12 protein-coding genes are annotated in these 18642 nt (G+C 41.1%); 4 read left to right on the top strand and 8 right to left on the bottom strand.

Annotation, left to right across the window (positions count from 1 at the left end; all coding sequences use genetic code 11):
- Nucleotides 1-14 precede the first annotated feature (14 nt).
- The 4 genes from B3E92_RS15125 to B3E92_RS15110 form a co-directional block, all read right to left on the bottom strand.
- Nucleotides 15-2432 carry a TonB-dependent siderophore receptor gene (locus B3E92_RS15125; protein ID WP_070561353.1) on the bottom strand — a complete coding sequence of 806 codons (2418 nt, stop codon included), beginning with the start codon at nucleotides 2430-2432 and terminating at the stop codon, nucleotides 15-17.
- 122 nt (nucleotides 2433-2554) lie between these two features.
- The gene (locus B3E92_RS15120) at nucleotides 2555-3271 is read right to left on the bottom strand and encodes a DUF4198 domain-containing protein (protein ID WP_115046414.1); all 717 of its coding nucleotides are present in this window, start codon (nucleotides 3269-3271) and stop codon (nucleotides 2555-2557) included.
- Between the two features lie 389 nt (nucleotides 3272-3660).
- Nucleotides 3661-4473, bottom strand: coding sequence for an MBL fold metallo-hydrolase (locus B3E92_RS15115; RefSeq protein ID WP_286897469.1), 813 nt, complete (start codon nucleotides 4471-4473; stop codon nucleotides 3661-3663).
- A gap of 76 nt (nucleotides 4474-4549) precedes the next feature.
- Nucleotides 4550-5977 carry an L-serine ammonia-lyase gene (locus tag B3E92_RS15110; RefSeq protein WP_070561512.1) on the bottom strand — a complete coding sequence of 476 codons (1428 nt, stop codon included), beginning with the start codon at nucleotides 5975-5977 and terminating at the stop codon, nucleotides 4550-4552.
- Between the two features lie 215 nt (nucleotides 5978-6192).
- Between B3E92_RS15110 and B3E92_RS15105 the strand changes: the two genes are divergently transcribed.
- On the top strand, nucleotides 6193-7740 hold the full coding sequence (locus tag B3E92_RS15105) for a glycoside hydrolase family 10 protein (RefSeq protein WP_070561357.1): 1548 nt from the start codon (nucleotides 6193-6195) through the stop codon (nucleotides 7738-7740).
- A 96-nt stretch (nucleotides 7741-7836) separates the two neighbouring features.
- Here B3E92_RS15105 and B3E92_RS15100 read toward each other — a convergent pair whose 3' ends face one another.
- Both B3E92_RS15100 and B3E92_RS15095 read right to left on the bottom strand, forming a co-directional pair.
- Nucleotides 7837-9543 (bottom strand): glycoside hydrolase family 3 protein, encoded by a 1707-nt coding sequence (locus B3E92_RS15100; protein WP_070561359.1) that lies wholly within the window; start codon nucleotides 9541-9543, stop codon nucleotides 7837-7839.
- A gap of 305 nt (nucleotides 9544-9848) precedes the next feature.
- Nucleotides 9849-10391 carry a TetR/AcrR family transcriptional regulator gene (locus B3E92_RS15095; protein ID WP_070561361.1) on the bottom strand — a complete coding sequence of 181 codons (543 nt, stop codon included), beginning with the start codon at nucleotides 10389-10391 and terminating at the stop codon, nucleotides 9849-9851.
- Between the two features lie 218 nt (nucleotides 10392-10609).
- Here B3E92_RS15095 and B3E92_RS15090 point away from each other — a divergent pair, with 218 nt between their 5' ends.
- On the top strand, nucleotides 10610-13351 hold the full coding sequence (locus B3E92_RS15090) for an outer membrane beta-barrel protein (RefSeq protein ID WP_286897468.1): 2742 nt from the start codon (nucleotides 10610-10612) through the stop codon (nucleotides 13349-13351).
- 75 nt (nucleotides 13352-13426) lie between these two features.
- On the opposite strand, the gene B3E92_RS15085 is transcribed toward B3E92_RS15090, so the two are convergent.
- Both B3E92_RS15085 and B3E92_RS15080 read right to left on the bottom strand, forming a co-directional pair.
- On the bottom strand, nucleotides 13427-14101 hold the full coding sequence (locus B3E92_RS15085; protein WP_070561365.1) for a response regulator transcription factor: 675 nt from the start codon (nucleotides 14099-14101) through the stop codon (nucleotides 13427-13429).
- Between the two features lie 121 nt (nucleotides 14102-14222).
- Nucleotides 14223-15659, bottom strand: coding sequence for a sensor histidine kinase (locus B3E92_RS15080; RefSeq protein WP_286897467.1), 1437 nt, complete (start codon nucleotides 15657-15659; stop codon nucleotides 14223-14225).
- Between the two features lie 119 nt (nucleotides 15660-15778).
- On the opposite strand from B3E92_RS15080, the gene B3E92_RS15075 reads away from it, so the two are divergent.
- On the top strand, nucleotides 15779-17146 hold the full coding sequence (locus B3E92_RS15075; protein WP_201640011.1) for a DUF4270 family protein: 1368 nt from the start codon (nucleotides 15779-15781) through the stop codon (nucleotides 17144-17146).
- A gap of 3 nt (nucleotides 17147-17149) precedes the next feature.
- Nucleotides 17150-18172 (top strand): Kelch repeat-containing protein, encoded by a 1023-nt coding sequence (locus tag B3E92_RS15070; protein ID WP_046672697.1) that lies wholly within the window; start codon nucleotides 17150-17152, stop codon nucleotides 18170-18172.
- Nucleotides 18173-18642 lie beyond the last annotated feature (470 nt).

Genomic DNA, 18642 nt, shown 5'->3' with positions numbered 1-18642 from the left:
TCTGGATCGGTCCGTTAAAATTTATAGGTCACTCCCATACGGAAGTTACGTCTAGCTTCGACGATATAGGAATAATAATCCACACCACCGAGCTTCTGAACGGCCGCACTTGCTTTGGAGATCGATCCAGCAGTCAGCAATTTGCGGTTGTCCAACACATTATTGATTACGACCGAAATGGCATACTTCCCTTTTTGATAGCTGATGCCTGCATCGGTACGCAGATAATTCTTGAAATTACTTTCTTTTGTTGTCCCAACTGCACGGTCAAACATTCCCTGAACACTTCCCATAAAGCCAAGTCCACGCACTTTCCCATCCTGAATACGATAGGATACAAATGCATTGGCTGTATGTTTGGCCGTATTCGGAGTGATATTACCTATATTTTCTTCTTTGGTATCTTTGGAGATCTTCGAATCTGTCAAGGCATAATTTGCATTCACATTCAGCCCCTTAATAATTTCACCGGTGACATCAAATTCGATACCCTTGCTTCTGGTTTCTCCCAATTGGGTCTGGAATGACACACCATTAACGACGTGACTCGGATCGGGGTCAGCTACCAGCGCATTTTTACGGGCAATAGTGTAGGCACTTAACGTGGAGATCCATTTTCCACCCATCCACTCTTTCTTAACACCTGCTTCTAAATCATTTCCGCGTATTGGTTTGAAAGCATTACCTTCCCAGTCGGTACCAGCGACAGGAACAAAAGATTGATCAAACAAGCCATATACACTCATGGATTTATCGATCGAATAGCTCAACCCTACCCTCGGCGTAAATGCTTTATCGGTTCTGTCAGCTACAGACGTTTTTCCTATGGTCTCATTAATTGTATAGCGTAAGCCAAGCGATAAACGCAATTTCTCTTCCAGGAACGCCAATTCATCGTGCGCGTAGAATGACATATAGTTTGTTGAAGTCACGTAGTTGCTACCGCCCGCACGGACCTTTACACTCTGCGAACGATCCAGCGTAGGGAATACACTGCCTGGAATACCGTATTTAGGATCATAGACGTTGAGCGGCGCTGAAGGAATCGAATCTAAAATCGTTCTGAAATCGCCCCAAAACTTCTTATTACCATAATCCGCACCGATTAAAATCCGATGACGAACGCTTCCAGTATATTCCTCTCCATTTAAGGAAACCTGACCAAAACTATTTTCACCATGTTCGTCGGCAATACTGTAATAACGTGGCATATCGCCATTGGCTTTCATGTAATTCAGCCATGTACTGGTGGCTTTCATATCAAAATTGAAATAGGCCATCTGTGCATGCAATTTCCAGTTTTCGTTTAGTTTGCGATCCAGGTAAATATAGGCACTATGGTCTTTTAGCTTTCCGGGCTCCATGGAGGGATCACCATAGAAGAAGTCATTGGCAATACCCGGATCGGCAAATCCTTTGGGTGAGAACGTATAATTACCATTTGATAGGTAGGTAGACCCTTGGTAGGTGTATTCAAATGTTAAGTTCGTCAAAGAATCTACTTTATAGGTAACCACTGGCGCTATAACAAGCCGGTTACTGTAATTATATTTTGTAAAAAAATCTTTTTGTTGTCCGGCCACATTCAGACGGTAAAGCAGTTTGCCATCTTTGCGCAATTTACCATCCAAGTCAACGGCAGCGCGATAGGTACTGAAGCTCCCTGTATTCAGGGTAACAGACCCCTTGGTATTACCGGTAGGTTTTTTTGTTACCACATTATAAAAGCCGCCAGGTTCGCCATTGGCAAGCATAAAACCGGCTGGTCCTTTTACAAATTCGATCCGTTCGATCATACTTGCATCTTCGGCTGTAGGCCCCCAAGAAGCTTCAATGTTCATCCCATTACGGAATGCAGGGATCTTAGAGCCACGCATACGGATATTGGCATATTGGTTGTCCCAATGGCCCTGACGTGTTGCGCCACTAACATTACGCGTAATACCATCAACAATGTCGAAAACCTGTTGATCTGCCATTAAATCGGAAGAAATAACCTGTATATTTTGAGGCAGCTCTAGGATTGGTGTTTTAAGGCGTAACGATCCGGAGATACTGTCAAACTTATAATGCTCATAGTATTTACCATAAACCGCAACTTCGTCAATAGCTTGCGATTGGTCCTTTAAGATAATGGGACCAAGGTTTGCCGTCTCATCTGTTACGTTCACTTCCATCGTATGCTTACCGTAACCGATCGCTTTAATCTCGATATGGTAGGTTTTGGATGAAAGCTTATGAAAAGCGAAATGCCCCTCACTATCTGTGCTGGTGGTCACACCTGTATTAGTTAATTTTACTGTCGCTCCTGTGATAGGTTCGGATTTTTCATTGATAAGAATTCCTTCAATGACTTTGTTCGTCTGTGCTTGTGCAACAGAAAAGACCGAACTAATCATAGGAATAGCCAAAAAGGATAAAGTTTTATTCATGAATGTAGTATGGTAGATGTTTTATTATAGTAGATTTTTCTTAGATATTTTTTTTGTAAGGACCCATTGGTGTTGCCATCGTTTCAGATTAGACCCTTATGCTGTCTGCGCTGTAGCTGCGGTTATTTGACAGTAATGAAAGTCGTACTTCCCTGCCATGTCGAAGCATAGGCTTTCCCTTCATGTTCACCTGCAGTTTCAGCAAACGTACTTGCTTCCAAGACGTATGGACCAGCCCATATTGCGTCAAATGTCAGGATGCCATGCTCGTCCGCAACAAACTCTTTTCCCCAACCGGTAGTCGAAAAAACAGAAACTTTGGCCTGTGGAACAGCTTTGCCGAAGCTGGTGATCTTTGCTTGTATACGTTGCCCCTTTTTTGCGTTAGCCGCACCAAGCAACTCAATTTGCAATGGGCTTTTTACATTTTTATAATCGAGTGTTGCAGACTTTCCTACGATAACAGGCACTAAGGAAGAAAATTCATATTTCGTTTTACCGCCTAGATCTTTAGGTGCTTTAACAATGGATAGGAAATAGGTTCCGGCTGCTGTAGGTTGGAATGAACCGCTAAAGTGATCGCCTTGATTCGTCAATTGAAGCTTGACGGGTTCCTGTCCCGGGGCATGCAACATTAATGAGAAGTCCTTCACGTCGGAGTACCATTTGTCGACCTGATCTCTTTCATTCGTTGCAAACTCGCCGTAATATACCTTGACTTCATGGGATTGGTTTAACGTTCCATAAGAAGATGATTCAATCCAAAGGGCATGGGCATGACTAGAGTGACTACACAGTAATACCGTAAGAAATGTGAAAAATGAAATTAAAATTTTCATAATATGTTGATTGATGTTTAGTTTTCTTCAACTTATTATGGGAGAATTTGCAGGTTTTGCATATGCTTAACAACGAATAAAATAATAAAATTCGTTATCTTGCAAGTTCTTCCATATCGTATATCGGGAGTAACTGACACAGCGTGCTGTTTCAGTCATCTACATGCAGTTGCCGCTGTATGTAGATTAACGCCATGTGATAGATTGCCGTCTATTACATGGTGTTTTTTGTTTCTTGTTGTCCAAATAAGTATAAAAGATATTATTTAGACTGATTAAAAACAAAGCAAATATAACAGGAAATCTTTTTAAAACAACTAATTTTTTCATTTTACAGTATTCTTACGCTTTAACTGAAGAAATACAGCGAACAAAAAGAGCGTTGTTAGTTAGGAAGAGAGTGCGGAAAGGATTGAAAAAGATGCCACATGGTTTTCCAGCACAAGTCTCAGGTCGAATAATTCTGTTTCCTGGTAACGTGTCGCGACATGTAGCTGGATACGTTCGCAATGTGGTTCGAAAGTTTGCTGTACCAGATCGACGGTATTATTTTCGCCAGAGAGGTGAGTGAGGATAAGATGTTTAAGACGGTCGGTTTTATAGGCGTTAAACAGTTCGACGGCAACACGATTTGACAAGTGTCCCCAACCACTGCTGATCCGATTTTTCAGAAAATAGGAATAGCGTCCTGTACGCAACATCTCCTCGTCATAATTTGATTCCAGGAGCAAAACATCCGAATGTTGAATAACATGCTGCACATTTTCGCAAGGTCGTCCAATATCTGTCAGGACACCGATATTGTATGTTCCATCTGAGACAAGAAAGCTGCATGGTTCTTTGGCATCGTGATATTTGGGAATACCGTACACCTTAAGTCCTCCAATTTCAACAACCTCATCAGGAGAAATGATATGGACCAAATGGGATGGAAGATGCAAACGGGTGCCATCGTAACTTCCCTTGGTAATATAAACCGGTAAATTATATTTTTTGGCAAATACAGATAGGCCCCTAATATGATCAGAATGTTCATGGGTAATGAAAATTGCTTTGATCTGAGTCGGTAAAATAGCCAGGTTGTACATCCGCAGGTGTATATGCTTGCTGTTGATTCCAGCATCTATCAAGATAGCAGAATCATCTTTAGCGACATAATAACAGTTCCCATTACTTCCGGAGGCGATTGCACAATATTTCATTCGTTTATGCTCTTTATAAGAATAGATCTATTTTACCGCGTCAAAGATACGAAAAACGAGAAAACTTCGGCAGTCATTAACATTCCGGCAAACTCAATGGAATATTGACGGCCAATCCACCATCTGCTGTTTCCTTATATTTGGCATTCATATCCAAAGCAGTCTCCCACATAGTTTTAACCACTGTATCCAAACTTACTTTTGCTTTATCCGGATTCGATTGCAGTGCCAATTGTGCCGCAGTAATGGCTTTAATGGCTCCCATTGTGTTGCGTTCGATGCAAGGAATTTGTACCAGTCCACCGATTGGATCGCATGTCAATCCGAGGTGATGTTCCATGGCAATCTCGGCAGCCATCAGCACCTGGCGCTGTGATCCGCCGAGTACTTCTGTCAGCGCGCCGGCTGCCATCGCTGATGAAACGCCAATCTCGGCCTGACAACCGCCCATTGCGGCTGAAATGGTTGCATTTTTCTTAAATATCGATCCGATCTCGGATGCGGTAAGAATAAATTGGATAATTTTATTTTCAAGCATTCCGTCGTGGAAAGTAATGTAATATTGCAACACCGCTGGGATAACGCCTGAGGCCCCATTGGTAGGAGCTGTAACCACACGTCCGAAAGAGGCGTTCTCCTCATTTACGGCAAGTGCAAAACAACTTACCCAATCCAGAATATATTGAAAGTTTTGGCCGCCCTCGCGAATGGCAGCTACCCAGGACTCATAATCTTGATAACTTCGTCCCTGCATTAACTTCTTGTTTAGCTTGGCTGCTCTACGTTCGACATTTAAGCCCCCAGGTAATGTCCCGCCAGTATGACAGCCGCGGTAGATACATTCATGTATTGTTTTATAAATATTCAAAACGCCTGCCACGGTTTCACTTTCTTCACGCCATGCACATTCATTTTCAAGGACCAGCTCCGAGATTTTCAGACCCGTTTTCATCGTCCAATGCAAGAGTTCCTGTGCAGTATCGACAGGAAACGGAAGGTCCACTTCAGACAAAACACCTTCAGTATCATTTTCCTGCACCACAAAACCACCCCCTATCGAATAATAGGTTTCAGTAATTGCCTTACCATTGGATAGGAATGCCTGAAAGGTCACTGCATTGGGGTGAAAAGGTAAACTTTCCGCGTATAGAAACAAGAGGTCTTCCGGATAGGAAAAAGGAATCGTCCGTTCGCCAGCGACTTCCAGTTCGCCGACTGTCTTAATATGCTCGACTTTGGGCATCACGCTATTGACATCAAAGGTAACCGGATCATCTCCACTTAGTCCCAGGAGCACAGCAATATCGGTACCATGTCCAGCACCGGTTTTGGCCAAAGAACCATACAGCAGGATTTTGACTTGTTCGACTTCATGCAAGACACCTTTTGACCTAAGAACAGCTGTAAATTGCTGGGCTGCACGCCAAGGTCCCAAGGTATGCGAACTCGAGGGCCCTATACCAATCTTAAACATGTCAAAAACGGATATTTGTTCTTTGCTCATAATCTTTTTTATTGTGATTAGCCGATCAAGCCATTGCTTTTGTGAAAACCGCATCTAAATTAGCACAAATAAAGTACAATGTTACTTGTATTTGCATTATTATCAATTTGAAAACCAAGCTCAGGTTCTTTTAACAAGTATCCAACAAACATCTTACATTTTTTAGGGAAAAAGTAAGAAATGCTTCCCTATCTTTGTTGGCTATAATTTATAGAATGACGGGAAAAACATATTTATATTCTTTTTTTACCATTGTTATCTGTTTATTTTCGATTAGAACGTATTCCCAGCAACTACCTAAGCGGGAGTTTCGTGGCGTGTGGGTTGCAACCATAGGTAATATTGACTGGCCATCTGTCAAAGCGGGCAATAATGTCGCACAGCAAAAACAGGAGTTTATTGATTTATTGGACCAGCACCGCAGCGCGGGACTGAATGCCATTATTTTGCAGGTACGTCCAGCTGCCGACGCATTTTACGCGAAGGGCAGAGAACCATGGAGTAGATATCTAACCGGGAAACAGGGATTACCACCTTCGCCATTTTATGACCCCTTGGAGTTTGCCATCACCGAGGCCCACAAGAGAGGAATGGAACTCCATGCCTGGTTCAATCCGTATCGTGCTTCCACAACATTAAATCCGGCTCATTTTTCGGATGAGCATATTACCAAGCGTCACCCGGAATGGTTCTTCACCTATGCTGGCAAGAAGCTTTTCAACCCCGGTATTCCGGAAGTTCGCAAATATATTATTGATGTCATCATGGATGTGGTCAAAAACTACGATGTAGATGGCATTCATTTCGATGATTATTTTTACCCCTATCCCGATAGCAGAAATACACCGGTACCGGATCAGATTACCTTTGGTCAATATAATAATGGGATCGAGAAAATTGACGACTGGCGACGCAACAATGTCAACGTACTGGTGCACGATCTTGGTGTTGCCATCAAAAAGATAAAACCATATGTCAAATATGGCATTAGTCCTTGTGGGGTATGGGACAACAAAGAAAATAACAGTGCCGGATCAGATACCCGTGGTCTGAGCGCTTACCGGGAACTGTATGCTGACGGTGTCAAATGGATGCAGGAAGGTTGGATCGATTATATCAATCCACAGATCTACTTTCCATTCAAAAATCGCGCAGCAGCCTATGAGATCTTGGTTGACTGGTGGCAGAAACACACCTATGGCCGTCACTTTTATGTCGGGCATGGAGCTTATCGTGTTACCGAAAATAAAATCGGCTGGACAGACCGTAGTCAGATCCCCAGACAGGTACGCCACTTAAGGGAGGAGCACGATGTGGAGGGAAGTATTTATTTCAGTTCCAAGTCACTCACGGACAATCTTGTTGGACTGCAGGATTCCATGCGAAATGACCTGTACCGTACACCGGCTTTACCCCCTACAATGCCTTGGTTAGATAGTATCCCACCCAATGCCCCCTTCGGTCTTCTGGTGAAAAATTCGGCCAATGGTAAAATGAATACCTTATTTTGGCAAAAACCCGATGTGGCCAATGATGGGGAGTCGGCTTATGGCTATGTGATCTATCGCTTCAACCTCGATGAAAAAGTAAACATTAAAGACCCTGGAAAAATCATTTTTATCACCTTTGATGGGGATAAGCTTCAATATACCGATGACGATATCAAACAGCATCAAAAGTATAAATATGTCGTGACGGCGATTGACCGTATGAAAAATGAAAGTAAGCCATCCGATAGCAGGTCCGCCCATGAAGAGATTTAAGTGTTGCTAAAAAAAATACCCCTTCCGAAATGGCTTTGCAATTGCAGGAGGGCCATTTTTGGAAGAGGTACCGTGTTGGTGTGATTTTATAATGCTTTATTTCCCCTGTCCGTATTTAAATTTTTTGTTTATCGTAACAGGGAGTTTTCCTTTCGGCGTATTTTGCCCTAAAATAGTTTTCACTGCCGCTTTCTGCATGAAAGCATCATTTTGATAGGCCAGCAAAATTGTTTTTGCTTTTTTGGATGCTTCAAATCCATCCACAGCATAGGCATTGGTAAATAAAGTCAGGATTGATTTTTTTGCAAATTTCTTCATCAGGCCCTGAACATCTTTATTTAATACCATGGTCGGACGTGGACGAAGTCTCGTATCGTGTACGGCAATAATAAATTGTTTGTTCTTCTTGATTTCTTTGGTAAGACGTTTGATATCTTCCTTACTTGTGCTATCCGTGATGAAATATTGTGTTTCATTTGTGAGTGCACTAGCCAATTCATTTTGGAACGTCTGATTGGCTGTAATACCAATGTTGATAATAGCCGTAGGTAAATCCTTTTTGAAGGATTTTAATTTTTCTGTCGAGTTCAAAGCGGTGATCGCTGCATCGGACAGTTCGTCAATGAGTTGAACAGCTGAAGCACGATGTAAATCATGGTATAGATTCTGTTGTACAGTTGCCTGATATTTATCTAAACCAAGCCAGAGCTTAGCGGCAAGCACTCGTTTTACCCGCGCATCAATATCGGCCTGCGTGATACGTCCTTCTTCAATAGCTTTTACAATCAAATCGATCGCACGCTTGCTATTCTCCGACACTTCAAGTAAATCATGCCCTGCGATAATCGCCTGTACGTCGGCTTCTCCATTTGGAAAAAACTTCTTTACACCTTTCATGTCCATTGCATCAGTAACTGTTAGTCCTTTAAAGCCAAGTTCATTACGCAAAAGATCGGTTACAACCTTTTTAGAGATGGAAGATGGCATATTAGGCGTATCATCTAAACTCGGAATATTCATGTGGGCCACCATAACAGCAGGTGCACCGGCTTTAATAAGCTCTTTGAACGGATACAACTCCAGGGTATCCAAGCGTTTTTTGTCAAAAGGTAGTTGCGGCAGATCATAATGAGAATCCACATCTGTATCGCCATGCCCCGGGAAGTGTTTAATGGAAGCCAGGATACCACCATCCACCATACCGTCCATATACGCTTTAGCTTTCTGGGTTACATTATATTTATTATCACCGAAGGAGCGGATACCGATAACGGGATTTTTAGGGTTATTGTTGATATCTACATCAGGGGCAAAATTGAAATGCATACCTATACGTTGGAAGTCTAAAGCAACCTCACGTCCCATGCGATAAATCAACTGATTATCCTGAACGGCCCCTAAAGTCATCTGATAAGGGAACGACAAAGTAGAATCTGGCATACGCATGCCTAATCCCCACTCGCCATCAAATGTCACCATCAATGGGACCTTGGACAGGGATTGATACCGATTGAACATATCAACATGGCGGACAGGACCGCCCTGAAAAACAACGAGACCGCCCAAATGTTGGTCCTGTATAACCTGAGCTACGGAGTCAATATATTTCTGTCCTAAATTGGTGTGTGCCCTAACCAAAAATAACTGTGCAACTTTTTCTTTTGGCGTCAACGTATTGAATACCGCATCGACCCATGCATGCTGGGAGTTGATGTATTTCACAAAATCTTTTTTGCCCTGAGCTTTCAAAAAAGAAATTGTGCCGACTAATGCCAATATTCCCAGACCGAGTTTTTTGAACATAAATTAGTTTGTATAATGTATTTAAAATAGAAATACTAAGGACGTTATTATTTTGGACAATATGAAATTGTTTTTGCAACAATTTCATATAAACACGCATAAAACAGCAATTCGTAAGGTGCAGAGCTGAAATATACCGCATGTCAATTGGTGGGAGCAATACTAACACTTAATATATAGAAAAATAACAGCGCCGGAATACAACTGCCATCCAACGATTACAATTCAATTATCGGTTTGATAAGCACGAAAGAACTTTATCAAGGAATAGATGTTTAGAAAAGACTATAATTCAGCTTTTTAAGCTAAATCAGGTTATATTTTTTCTCTAGAAACAGCGTCAACTCCATCACATTTTCCAATTCACCTATCGCTTCCTTTTTCCACAGCTTGTCGATAATCAACAAGAGAAATTGTGTTTCGAGATCTGGATTTTCATAGTTCAGATCTTCAAAAGCACGATGGATAATGGGCTGCACAGGCTTCATAAACTGCTCGTGCTGTTGTTTGGAAAAGGGGTGATGAGACAAACGCTCCTGCAATTTCCAAAATAAGGGTTCCGCGGTAACCAATTTATTGGGTAGATTGATCATTGTGCGCAGAAATTCCTTTGGTTCACGATAGGTCATCATTCCGCGGTGGTGCGTAAGAACCTTACGATAACCTGATTTAATCAAATAAACCAACAGTGCGTCTTTATTCCCAAAATGTTTAAAGATTAATGCTTCGGAAACTCCTGCATTTTGGGCAATCGTTTTGGTAGAGGTATTCGTATAGCCTTGATCTGAAAAAAGCAACAAGGCTTCTTTCATAATACGCTCTTTTCTACTCAAAACACTTTCTTTCATCTTTTATTTTTTTAATCTATATCCGCATATCACTCGATCGTTATACGGACTTGTTCAGTTGATTTTATAATTCTACTGCAAATATATCTAATCTTTCCATTCACTTGGGGTTATTGTAACTAAAATGATAATAATTCGTAACAAATAGTGCCATATTTTTGGGAAATAAAATTATATAACCGTCAACAACACATTAAAACACATTTGCACCTCGACCGATGAAGATCAAACTTTGGACCATCTTGTTCTTTTCTATCTGCTTATCGCTATTGGGGAAAAACGGGCAAGCCCAACAGTATATTACGGGCAAGCTGCTTGACAATACGACTTCGCAGCCTATCAGAGGTGCAAGCATCACCATTATAGCGGTAAAAGATTCCAGTAAAGTCCAGGTTCCGACAGACATTTTGGGCAGATTCAGCAGCAGTACACTTCCCAACGGAGATTATTTGGTCAGTACACAGCCGATGGGCTACAGCATGGATCTTCGGCGTGTAAAACTAATCGGGCAAACAATCGATTTAATGTTTAAACTCACTAATGCCGAGATTGTACTGGATGAAATTAACATTTCTTCGAGCAGTATACAGGTTAAAGGAGATACGCTGGAGTTTGACACCAAGAAATATATCACGCAGGATTTTGCAGATGCTGACGAATTGGTCAAACAGATTCCTGGTGTTGAAATTGATGAAGATGGCAATGTAAAAGCGCAGGGCGAGCCTGTCAATAAGATTATTATTGATGGTCGGGAGTTTTTTAGCACCGATCCTAAGGTTGCCCTAAAAAACCTTCCGGCCGATGTTATCGCCAAGATCCAAATTATCGATGACAAAACCGAGCAGGCCAAGTTTAGTGGTTTTGACGATGGAAAACGCATGAAAGTGATCAATATTGTCACCAAGCCTGATAAAAGAAAATCCTATTTTGGCAAGCTCTCCGGAGGTGCGGGTCCCGACCGAAAATATGCCGTCAATACACAGGTAACCAAAATGAACCCCAAACGGCAATATTCAATTGACATCAATACCAACAATGTTAATCAGCCCAATGGTTTTGCGACCCGCGGAAACACCAGAGGACGTACCGGACAAGGGGTGACGACGCGCTTTAACGCCGGTTTCAACTACTTGGATCGCTTTTTCGATGACCGCATGGACTTCAATGCGAATTATACCTACAACTATACGGACAATAACATCGTCAGCCAAAATAAAACAGAATATACGGCAGGTAACCGGGCCAACCAAATCAACAATCAAGATCAATTAAACAGTACTTACGGCAACAATCATGCTTTATCTATCCGCGCAAACTGGAAGATAGATTCGATTCAGAAACTGGACTTTCAGCCTAATTTCTCCTATCAAAGTAACGATAGGAATACAAGTTCCACAGGCAATACCTTGTTAAATCTAGCAGAAATGCTGAATAGTTCCGACCGTAGGAATAAGAGCTTTGGAGAAAACTTCAACTGGGGCGGAGACCTCACTTACATGCGGAGACTCAACAAACCTGGGCGCACGATCAGTTTTAATTTCAATGGTTCATTTAACAGCAACAAGAGTCATGCGGAAAATTTTGCGCTAAACTCCTATTATAAAGAGGGCTTATTCAGCCGGGTCGACACCGTCAACAATAGGAACTATACCATGGGTGACAATAACGGCTTTCGCTCAAAGATAGCCTATACCGAGATGCTCGGTAAGTATTCCCGGTTGCAAGGGAATTATACGTTTCGGAATACGGCACGCTATTCGGACCGCAGGACCTATGAATTTCTGGCCGAAACAGGCCAGCTAGGGGAATTAAAAAATCGTCTTTCCAATGAATTCCGGAATGATTTTGTTTACCATAGTGGTGGGGTTTCCTACTTATTTAACAAAAAGGATAGCATAAGATTTCAGATTGGTTTAGATTATCAGACGGCTTCACAGGTCAATGATAAATTGTTTCCGAATATACTGACCACAAAAAGCCGCTTCAATAGCCTACTACCTAACCTCAACTTCCAATATAATTTCAATAAGGATACTCGGGTCGAGTTTCGGTATAATGCAAAGACAAATACCCCTTCCATCGAGCAATTGCAAGATTTTATAGACAATCAAAATCCACTACGCATTAGCTCGGGAAATCCGGATCTTAAGCAAGAATATGACCATAACCTTGTGGTACAATTTAGATCGATCAATAAAGGCTCGGGCAGAAGTTTCACCTCTGACATTACAGCAGATTTTATTGAACATAAAATCTCCAATACCATTTTCACCACAGATTCAGCATTTACGATCGCAGCGGAAGTTATACTCGGGCCTGGTGGGCAATACATCAGGCCCGAAAATTTCAATGGGGTCTATAATCTCAAATGGCAAAATAGCCTTGGATACCGCCTTGAACCATGGAAACTTAACTTCAACCTAAACAATAACCTCTATTTCAACCAGAATTACACCTTATTGAATCTCGAAAAGGTCAATGCGCAAACGTACGGCCTGAGTCAACGGGTCGGTGTAAACACGGCATTCAGTAAGGATGTCATTATCGGACTGGATTACAATGGAAACATCGCCTTCTCCAAGAACTCAGCCAGCGAAAAATCGAATTATTCGGTCTATAAACATACCATTGGTAATTCCATTGCATTGACTTTATTAAAAACTTGGACGCTCAATTCAACGTTCAACTACCTTTACAATGGCAGCATCCTGAATTCACCAAGTACGACAAGTTTGTTGTGGAATGTCTCTATCGGCAAGAAATTGTTCAAACGTAGGAATGCCGAGATCAATCTCACGGTATTTGATCTATTTAATGACAATAAAAACATCAATCAGCAGGTCAATGATCTTTGGGTACGTGTATCCCAATCAAATGCAATAACACGCTACGCCATATTAAGTTTTACCTACCATATTCGGGGACTCGGCAGAAAAGGAGAAATGAAAACCCGTCGTTAATATGCACCATTGCCAATCCACGTGGAACACTCCGATCAATCAATCAATCAATCAATCAATCAATCAATCAATCAATCAATCAACAGTAAGCATATAGCCAACTCCTCTGACATTGGTAATCTTGATGCGGTCATCCTGACTGAGGTATTTTCGTATCCGGCTGATAAACACATCCAAGCTTCGTCCCGTAAAATATTTATCATGACTCCAATAGGCGCGCATGATATCCTCGCGTGGGATGACCTTATCTTTTTGTTCGTATAACTTCCGCAGCAGTTCACTTTCACGGAAAGACAGCTTAAGCACCTCACCTTGATAGGTCAACTGATGTTTTAGGCTATCGAGGCTATAGTCTCCTATCATCAGCTTTTGGCCGAACAGCATTTTGGGGCTATTTTTTAACAGGGACTCTATCCGCACAACCAATTCTTCAATCTTAAACGGTTTTTTGACGTAATCGTCTCCGCCCAAACGAAATCCCTTTACAACATCCTCTGTCTGCACTTTGGCCGTCAAGAAGATAATGGGTATCTGCGTGTCTGATTCGCGTATTTTTGTTGCCAATGTAAAGCCATCCATCACGGGCATCATGACATCTACGACCAAAATATCCGGCCGAGCTGCTGTAAATGCTTCCAAGGCTTCATGACCATTGCTACAATGGGTGACATTAAATCCATTCGCCTCCAGGCTATCGGCAACGATCATCCCAAGACTTGGCTCATCTTCTACATATAAAATTTCAATCATAGCGTTGTCATTCAATCAAAATATATTTCGGCTTTGTTTCTAAGAAATCTTTAGGATAAATCAGCCTAATTACTGTCCGATAAACGGCCCTATTTTCTTTCTGAAATATAAATATTGCTTTTTATTTGTAAGGTAATCGGATATTAAAGGTACTCCCTTTTTCCAGCTCACTGTCCACTGTGATCTTGCCCTCGTGCCTTTTTACAACCTGCTTGACATAAGCAAGCCCCAAGCCAAAACCCTTCACATCGTGCAGATTACCGGAAGGAACCCGAAAGAACATATCAAAGATTTGATTATGGTATTCTGCGGATATTCCGTTACCATTATCTGTAATACGAATATGGACATTTTCTTTCATTTCCTTCACTTCTACCTCTATATAAACGTGCTGTCCAGCATATTTTATCGCGTTTTCCAGTAAATTATTGATCACATTTTTTAAGTGGGCTTCATCGCCATTGATCCTTATCTCACTTGGAACGGCAATGAGCTTAAAGTCCACTTGCTTGGCCTTATTCAGCTGCGCAACTTCAATGGCTCCTTTCACCATCGCGACAAGATCAAAATCAGAACGCTGCAGCACAATCCCTCTCGTTGCATCAATATCCATCTGAAGCACTTTTTCAATCATATTGGACAGATGCTCCAGTTCTTTTTTGGAGATATTCAGATAACGATTCATCTTTTCCCGGTCATCCTGCACACCATACAACTGTATCGCTTCTATAGCTGCCATCACAGTGGAAACCGGTGTTTTTAGTTCATGCGTCATGTTATCGACAAAGTTCTTACGCAGCTCGGCCATCTTATTTTGGTTGAGAATGGTTTTCATCAAATAGAAGAATGTCCCAAGCAGCAGTCCAATCAAAAGCAGTGAGATCAACAGCTGCCAACTTAAGCTATACAGCAAATACTTCCAATCCTCCTGAAACTTGATAACAAGAAATTCATTTTTTATGGGATTAACCATCATGGGTCTCGTCCAAGCAAGATTTGCTTCGCGGTATTTGCGTCGTACATCTTTGATTTGATCGTGTGGAATCGTGACAATAGCCATTTCAAATGGTACTGCTATGCTCTTATTGTTCAGGGATTCTTTAAACTTCCTTTCGATCAAATCCAGATTAGCTTTGTTCATCTCAAAGTCCCGGAACAGAAAGGGCGGGATAATTGCGCCTTGCCCTTCGCGGCCTTTGGGAAACATTTTCTCCCGCCTACTGTGGATCTCGCGATCAAATCGCTCGTTTTTAGGTCGTTCGGCGCTTACACGTTGTAAAGCCTTATCGAGTTCAGCAGCTGGCAATAAGCCCAGAAGCTCTCGTTTTACATCTTGGAGGAGGCGATTCCGATCAGCCTCGGGGCCATCTAACTTCCGATCACCATTGCGCGCTTGGTATGCCTCCTGAACAGCATTGAAGAGTGAACGCTCTGCGGTAGAAAGGAACAGGTCGCGACGATTGGTATAACTTCCATAAAGCCAAAAGCCTAGCACTACAGTAATTCCTGCCCCTATTAAAACGATCAAACTGATCAGTAATTTAAATCTTCTACCCATAACTAAAACAAATTTAAATTACTAGATTTGCAATCGCTGTGGTAATTAACCATATTTAACAAAATATAACACTGATTAACAGTTCGCATTGATTACTTTTGCACTATTCAAAAATTAATATGATTAAAGACTTTAAGAGACGTAGTATTCAACTTTTACTTCCACTTTTTACATTGGCCGCTTTTGTTGGTTGTAATAAAGACATTTCGCTCTCATTGGATAGTTCAAGAGATGAAACAATCGGTTTAGTACCAATTGATACGGTTTCCGCCAAAGTTTCGACTTATCAATTGGACGATATTCCGACTTCTGCTACTGGAACAATGCTCGTAGGAAAGAATAGCAATGCTGTTACGGGTAGTATGAAGTCTACCGCCTATATGCGCCTAGGAGTAGGAACGATAAGTAATGCTTCTATACCTGACGATGCTACCTTGGATTCTGTGACCTTGGTATTAAAGCCAAACAAATATTTTTACGGTGATACAACGAAAGTACAAAAGATAGCAGTACACCGTGTCACAGAAGAAATTACGCAAACACAGATTGATTTAACCAAACCTGTTGATGAACGTCCTGTTTTTGTCACTTCTGCGGCAATATTCAGTAAACAAAAGTTTGCTTATGAAAATACGCCATTGGCACAACTTTCCTTTAAACCGCGTATACAATCGGCAGATTCTTTATTTTTTAGATTCAACAACAGCATTAGCAATGAGTTGTTTACAATGATCAAAAATAATGACAACCGGATTCAAAATAGTACAAGTTTCCAAGAGTATTTCAAAGGATTGGCACTTGTCCCTGACAATAGCAATACGGCAGTTATTGGATTCAAAGACACTGTATTTTTACAGGTCCATTATTCATTCCTGAATAATGAAGGTACAAAATCTGTTGGCAAACAATATTTTTCCATTGACAACAAAGCTTACCAGTACAATCAAATTGAAGCGGATCGCTCTGCAACAAAATTTGCACCGTTGACCTTAAAAAATCCTCAACTTGCGAGTCAACAAACTGATGGAAATGTATTTTTAGAGGGCTCAACTGGTGTTGTAGCAAAAATTGAGTTTCCAACGTTATTAGAATTGGTGAACAATCCATCCATTGCGATTAATAAGGCAGAGCTTGTCATTGAAGTCCCTAATGGCGCCGCAAGTATTTTTGATCAGCCTCAAAGTTTGGTTTTAATGGTGGCAAGTAATAATGGGAATCCGATCAGTTTGTTAACGTCTCCATATTCGACAACAACGCAACAGGCGACATTAGTGCGCGGCAATGATTTTGGTTCTAATGGTACTTATACATTCAATTTGATTGAATATTTGACAAAAATTAAAACAACAGCATACAATAATACTTCATTATATCTATCTTTACCAACATCGGGTTTGTTTTCAACTGGAAATAGATTAATATTGGCAAAAGATAATGAAAATGATCCGAAAATTAAATTAAACATCCTTTATACTAAATTTCAATAATTTATGAACAAGAAAAATTGGCTACTCGTTTTATTAGCTTTTGTATTTACAGTTACAACTATCTCTTCTTGTAAAAAAAGTGACGACAGCACAACCAAATCAGATGAATGGTTTGCAAAAGCTGCTTTTAAAGGGCCACAAACTTCATCTGCTGCTAGCTTTTTGATAAATAATGTTGCATATGTCACTACTGGTCTAGCAAGTAACGCTGGTGGTAAACCATTCCGCGTGAAAGACACGTATGCGTATGACGCAGCATCAGATACTTGGGCTGAAAAAGCACCTTTCACAGGTGTTGAGAGAAACGGTGCCATCGGCTTTTCCATTGGTAATGTCGGTTATGTTGGTGGTGGAAATGACGGAACAAACAACCTAACAGATTTCTACAAATTTGACCCTACAGCTAACGGCGGAAAAGGTGCTTGGTCAAGCATTGCTCCACTTCCTATTGCTTTGTCTAATGCAGTAGCTTTTACTTTAAACGGTGCGGCTTATGTTGGAACCGGTGAAACTGTAGTTAGTGGTGGAACAACAAATACCAATGAGTTTTACAAATATGATCCTGCTGCTAATACTTGGCAAGCAATTAGTGATGCTCCTTTTTCAGCGAAAAGAAAAGCAGCTTTCTCTTTTGTTGTCAATAATGTAGCCTATGTAGGTGGTGGTATTTCTAACGGTTCTTACCCAAAAGATTTCTATAAATTTGATGGTAGCAAATGGACTAAATTGAACGATATCAATAGAGCTGATAATTCATATACATACGATTTGACTCGTTCAAATGCCTCTGCGTTCGCGATCAATGGTACACCATTCGTTGTTGGTGGTTACAAAAATGCAGTAATCAATAGTACATGGAAATATAATATTTCTGGTGACTACTGGACAAATGATAACGGCGCTTTCGCTGGTTCAGCACGCCAAGATGCTGTTGGTTTCGCTGTAGGAAACAACGGTTACATCACTACTGGACTTAACGGTTCATCTCGTTTTGACGATACTTGGATGTTTACTCCGATTTATTAATCGAAATTAAATCAATATAAAAAAAGGAATGGAGTTTCAAACTTCATTCCTTTTTTTGCTTTAACTATTTTGCTCCTACTGGTTCAAAGGGTTTTTTAGTTTCCTTTTATAACTGCCTATTCTAGCGAAATCAGCCAACAATAATAGCATACACCCATCAGCTATATTGATGTCGGGTAAACTCTGCTCTTATTTATTAGAGAGGCACGCTCCCGGAGATCTGCTCGCCATAATGTTTCATTCACTCCATACACTTCTAAAAGCGATCTGTCTCGGCCCTTGAGGCATCATTATACAAAAGATTGAATTGCATGCCTCATACGATAACATCCATACTTCAAAAAAGAATGAGGCCAATAAAAAAGAAAATGCTCAAAAAGCCAAATCAGACCCGTTGAGAATTGAATCTCTAAAATGATGTGGCAGCGGAATACGTATAAAATTGCATGAAAAAGGGGCTGTCTCAAAAA

This window comes from Sphingobacterium sp. UBA6317, from assembly GCF_002440385.1.
Taxonomy (GTDB): domain Bacteria; phylum Bacteroidota; class Bacteroidia; order Sphingobacteriales; family Sphingobacteriaceae; genus Sphingobacterium; species Sphingobacterium multivorum.
This window is presented reverse-complemented; position numbering and strand designations above follow the sequence as displayed.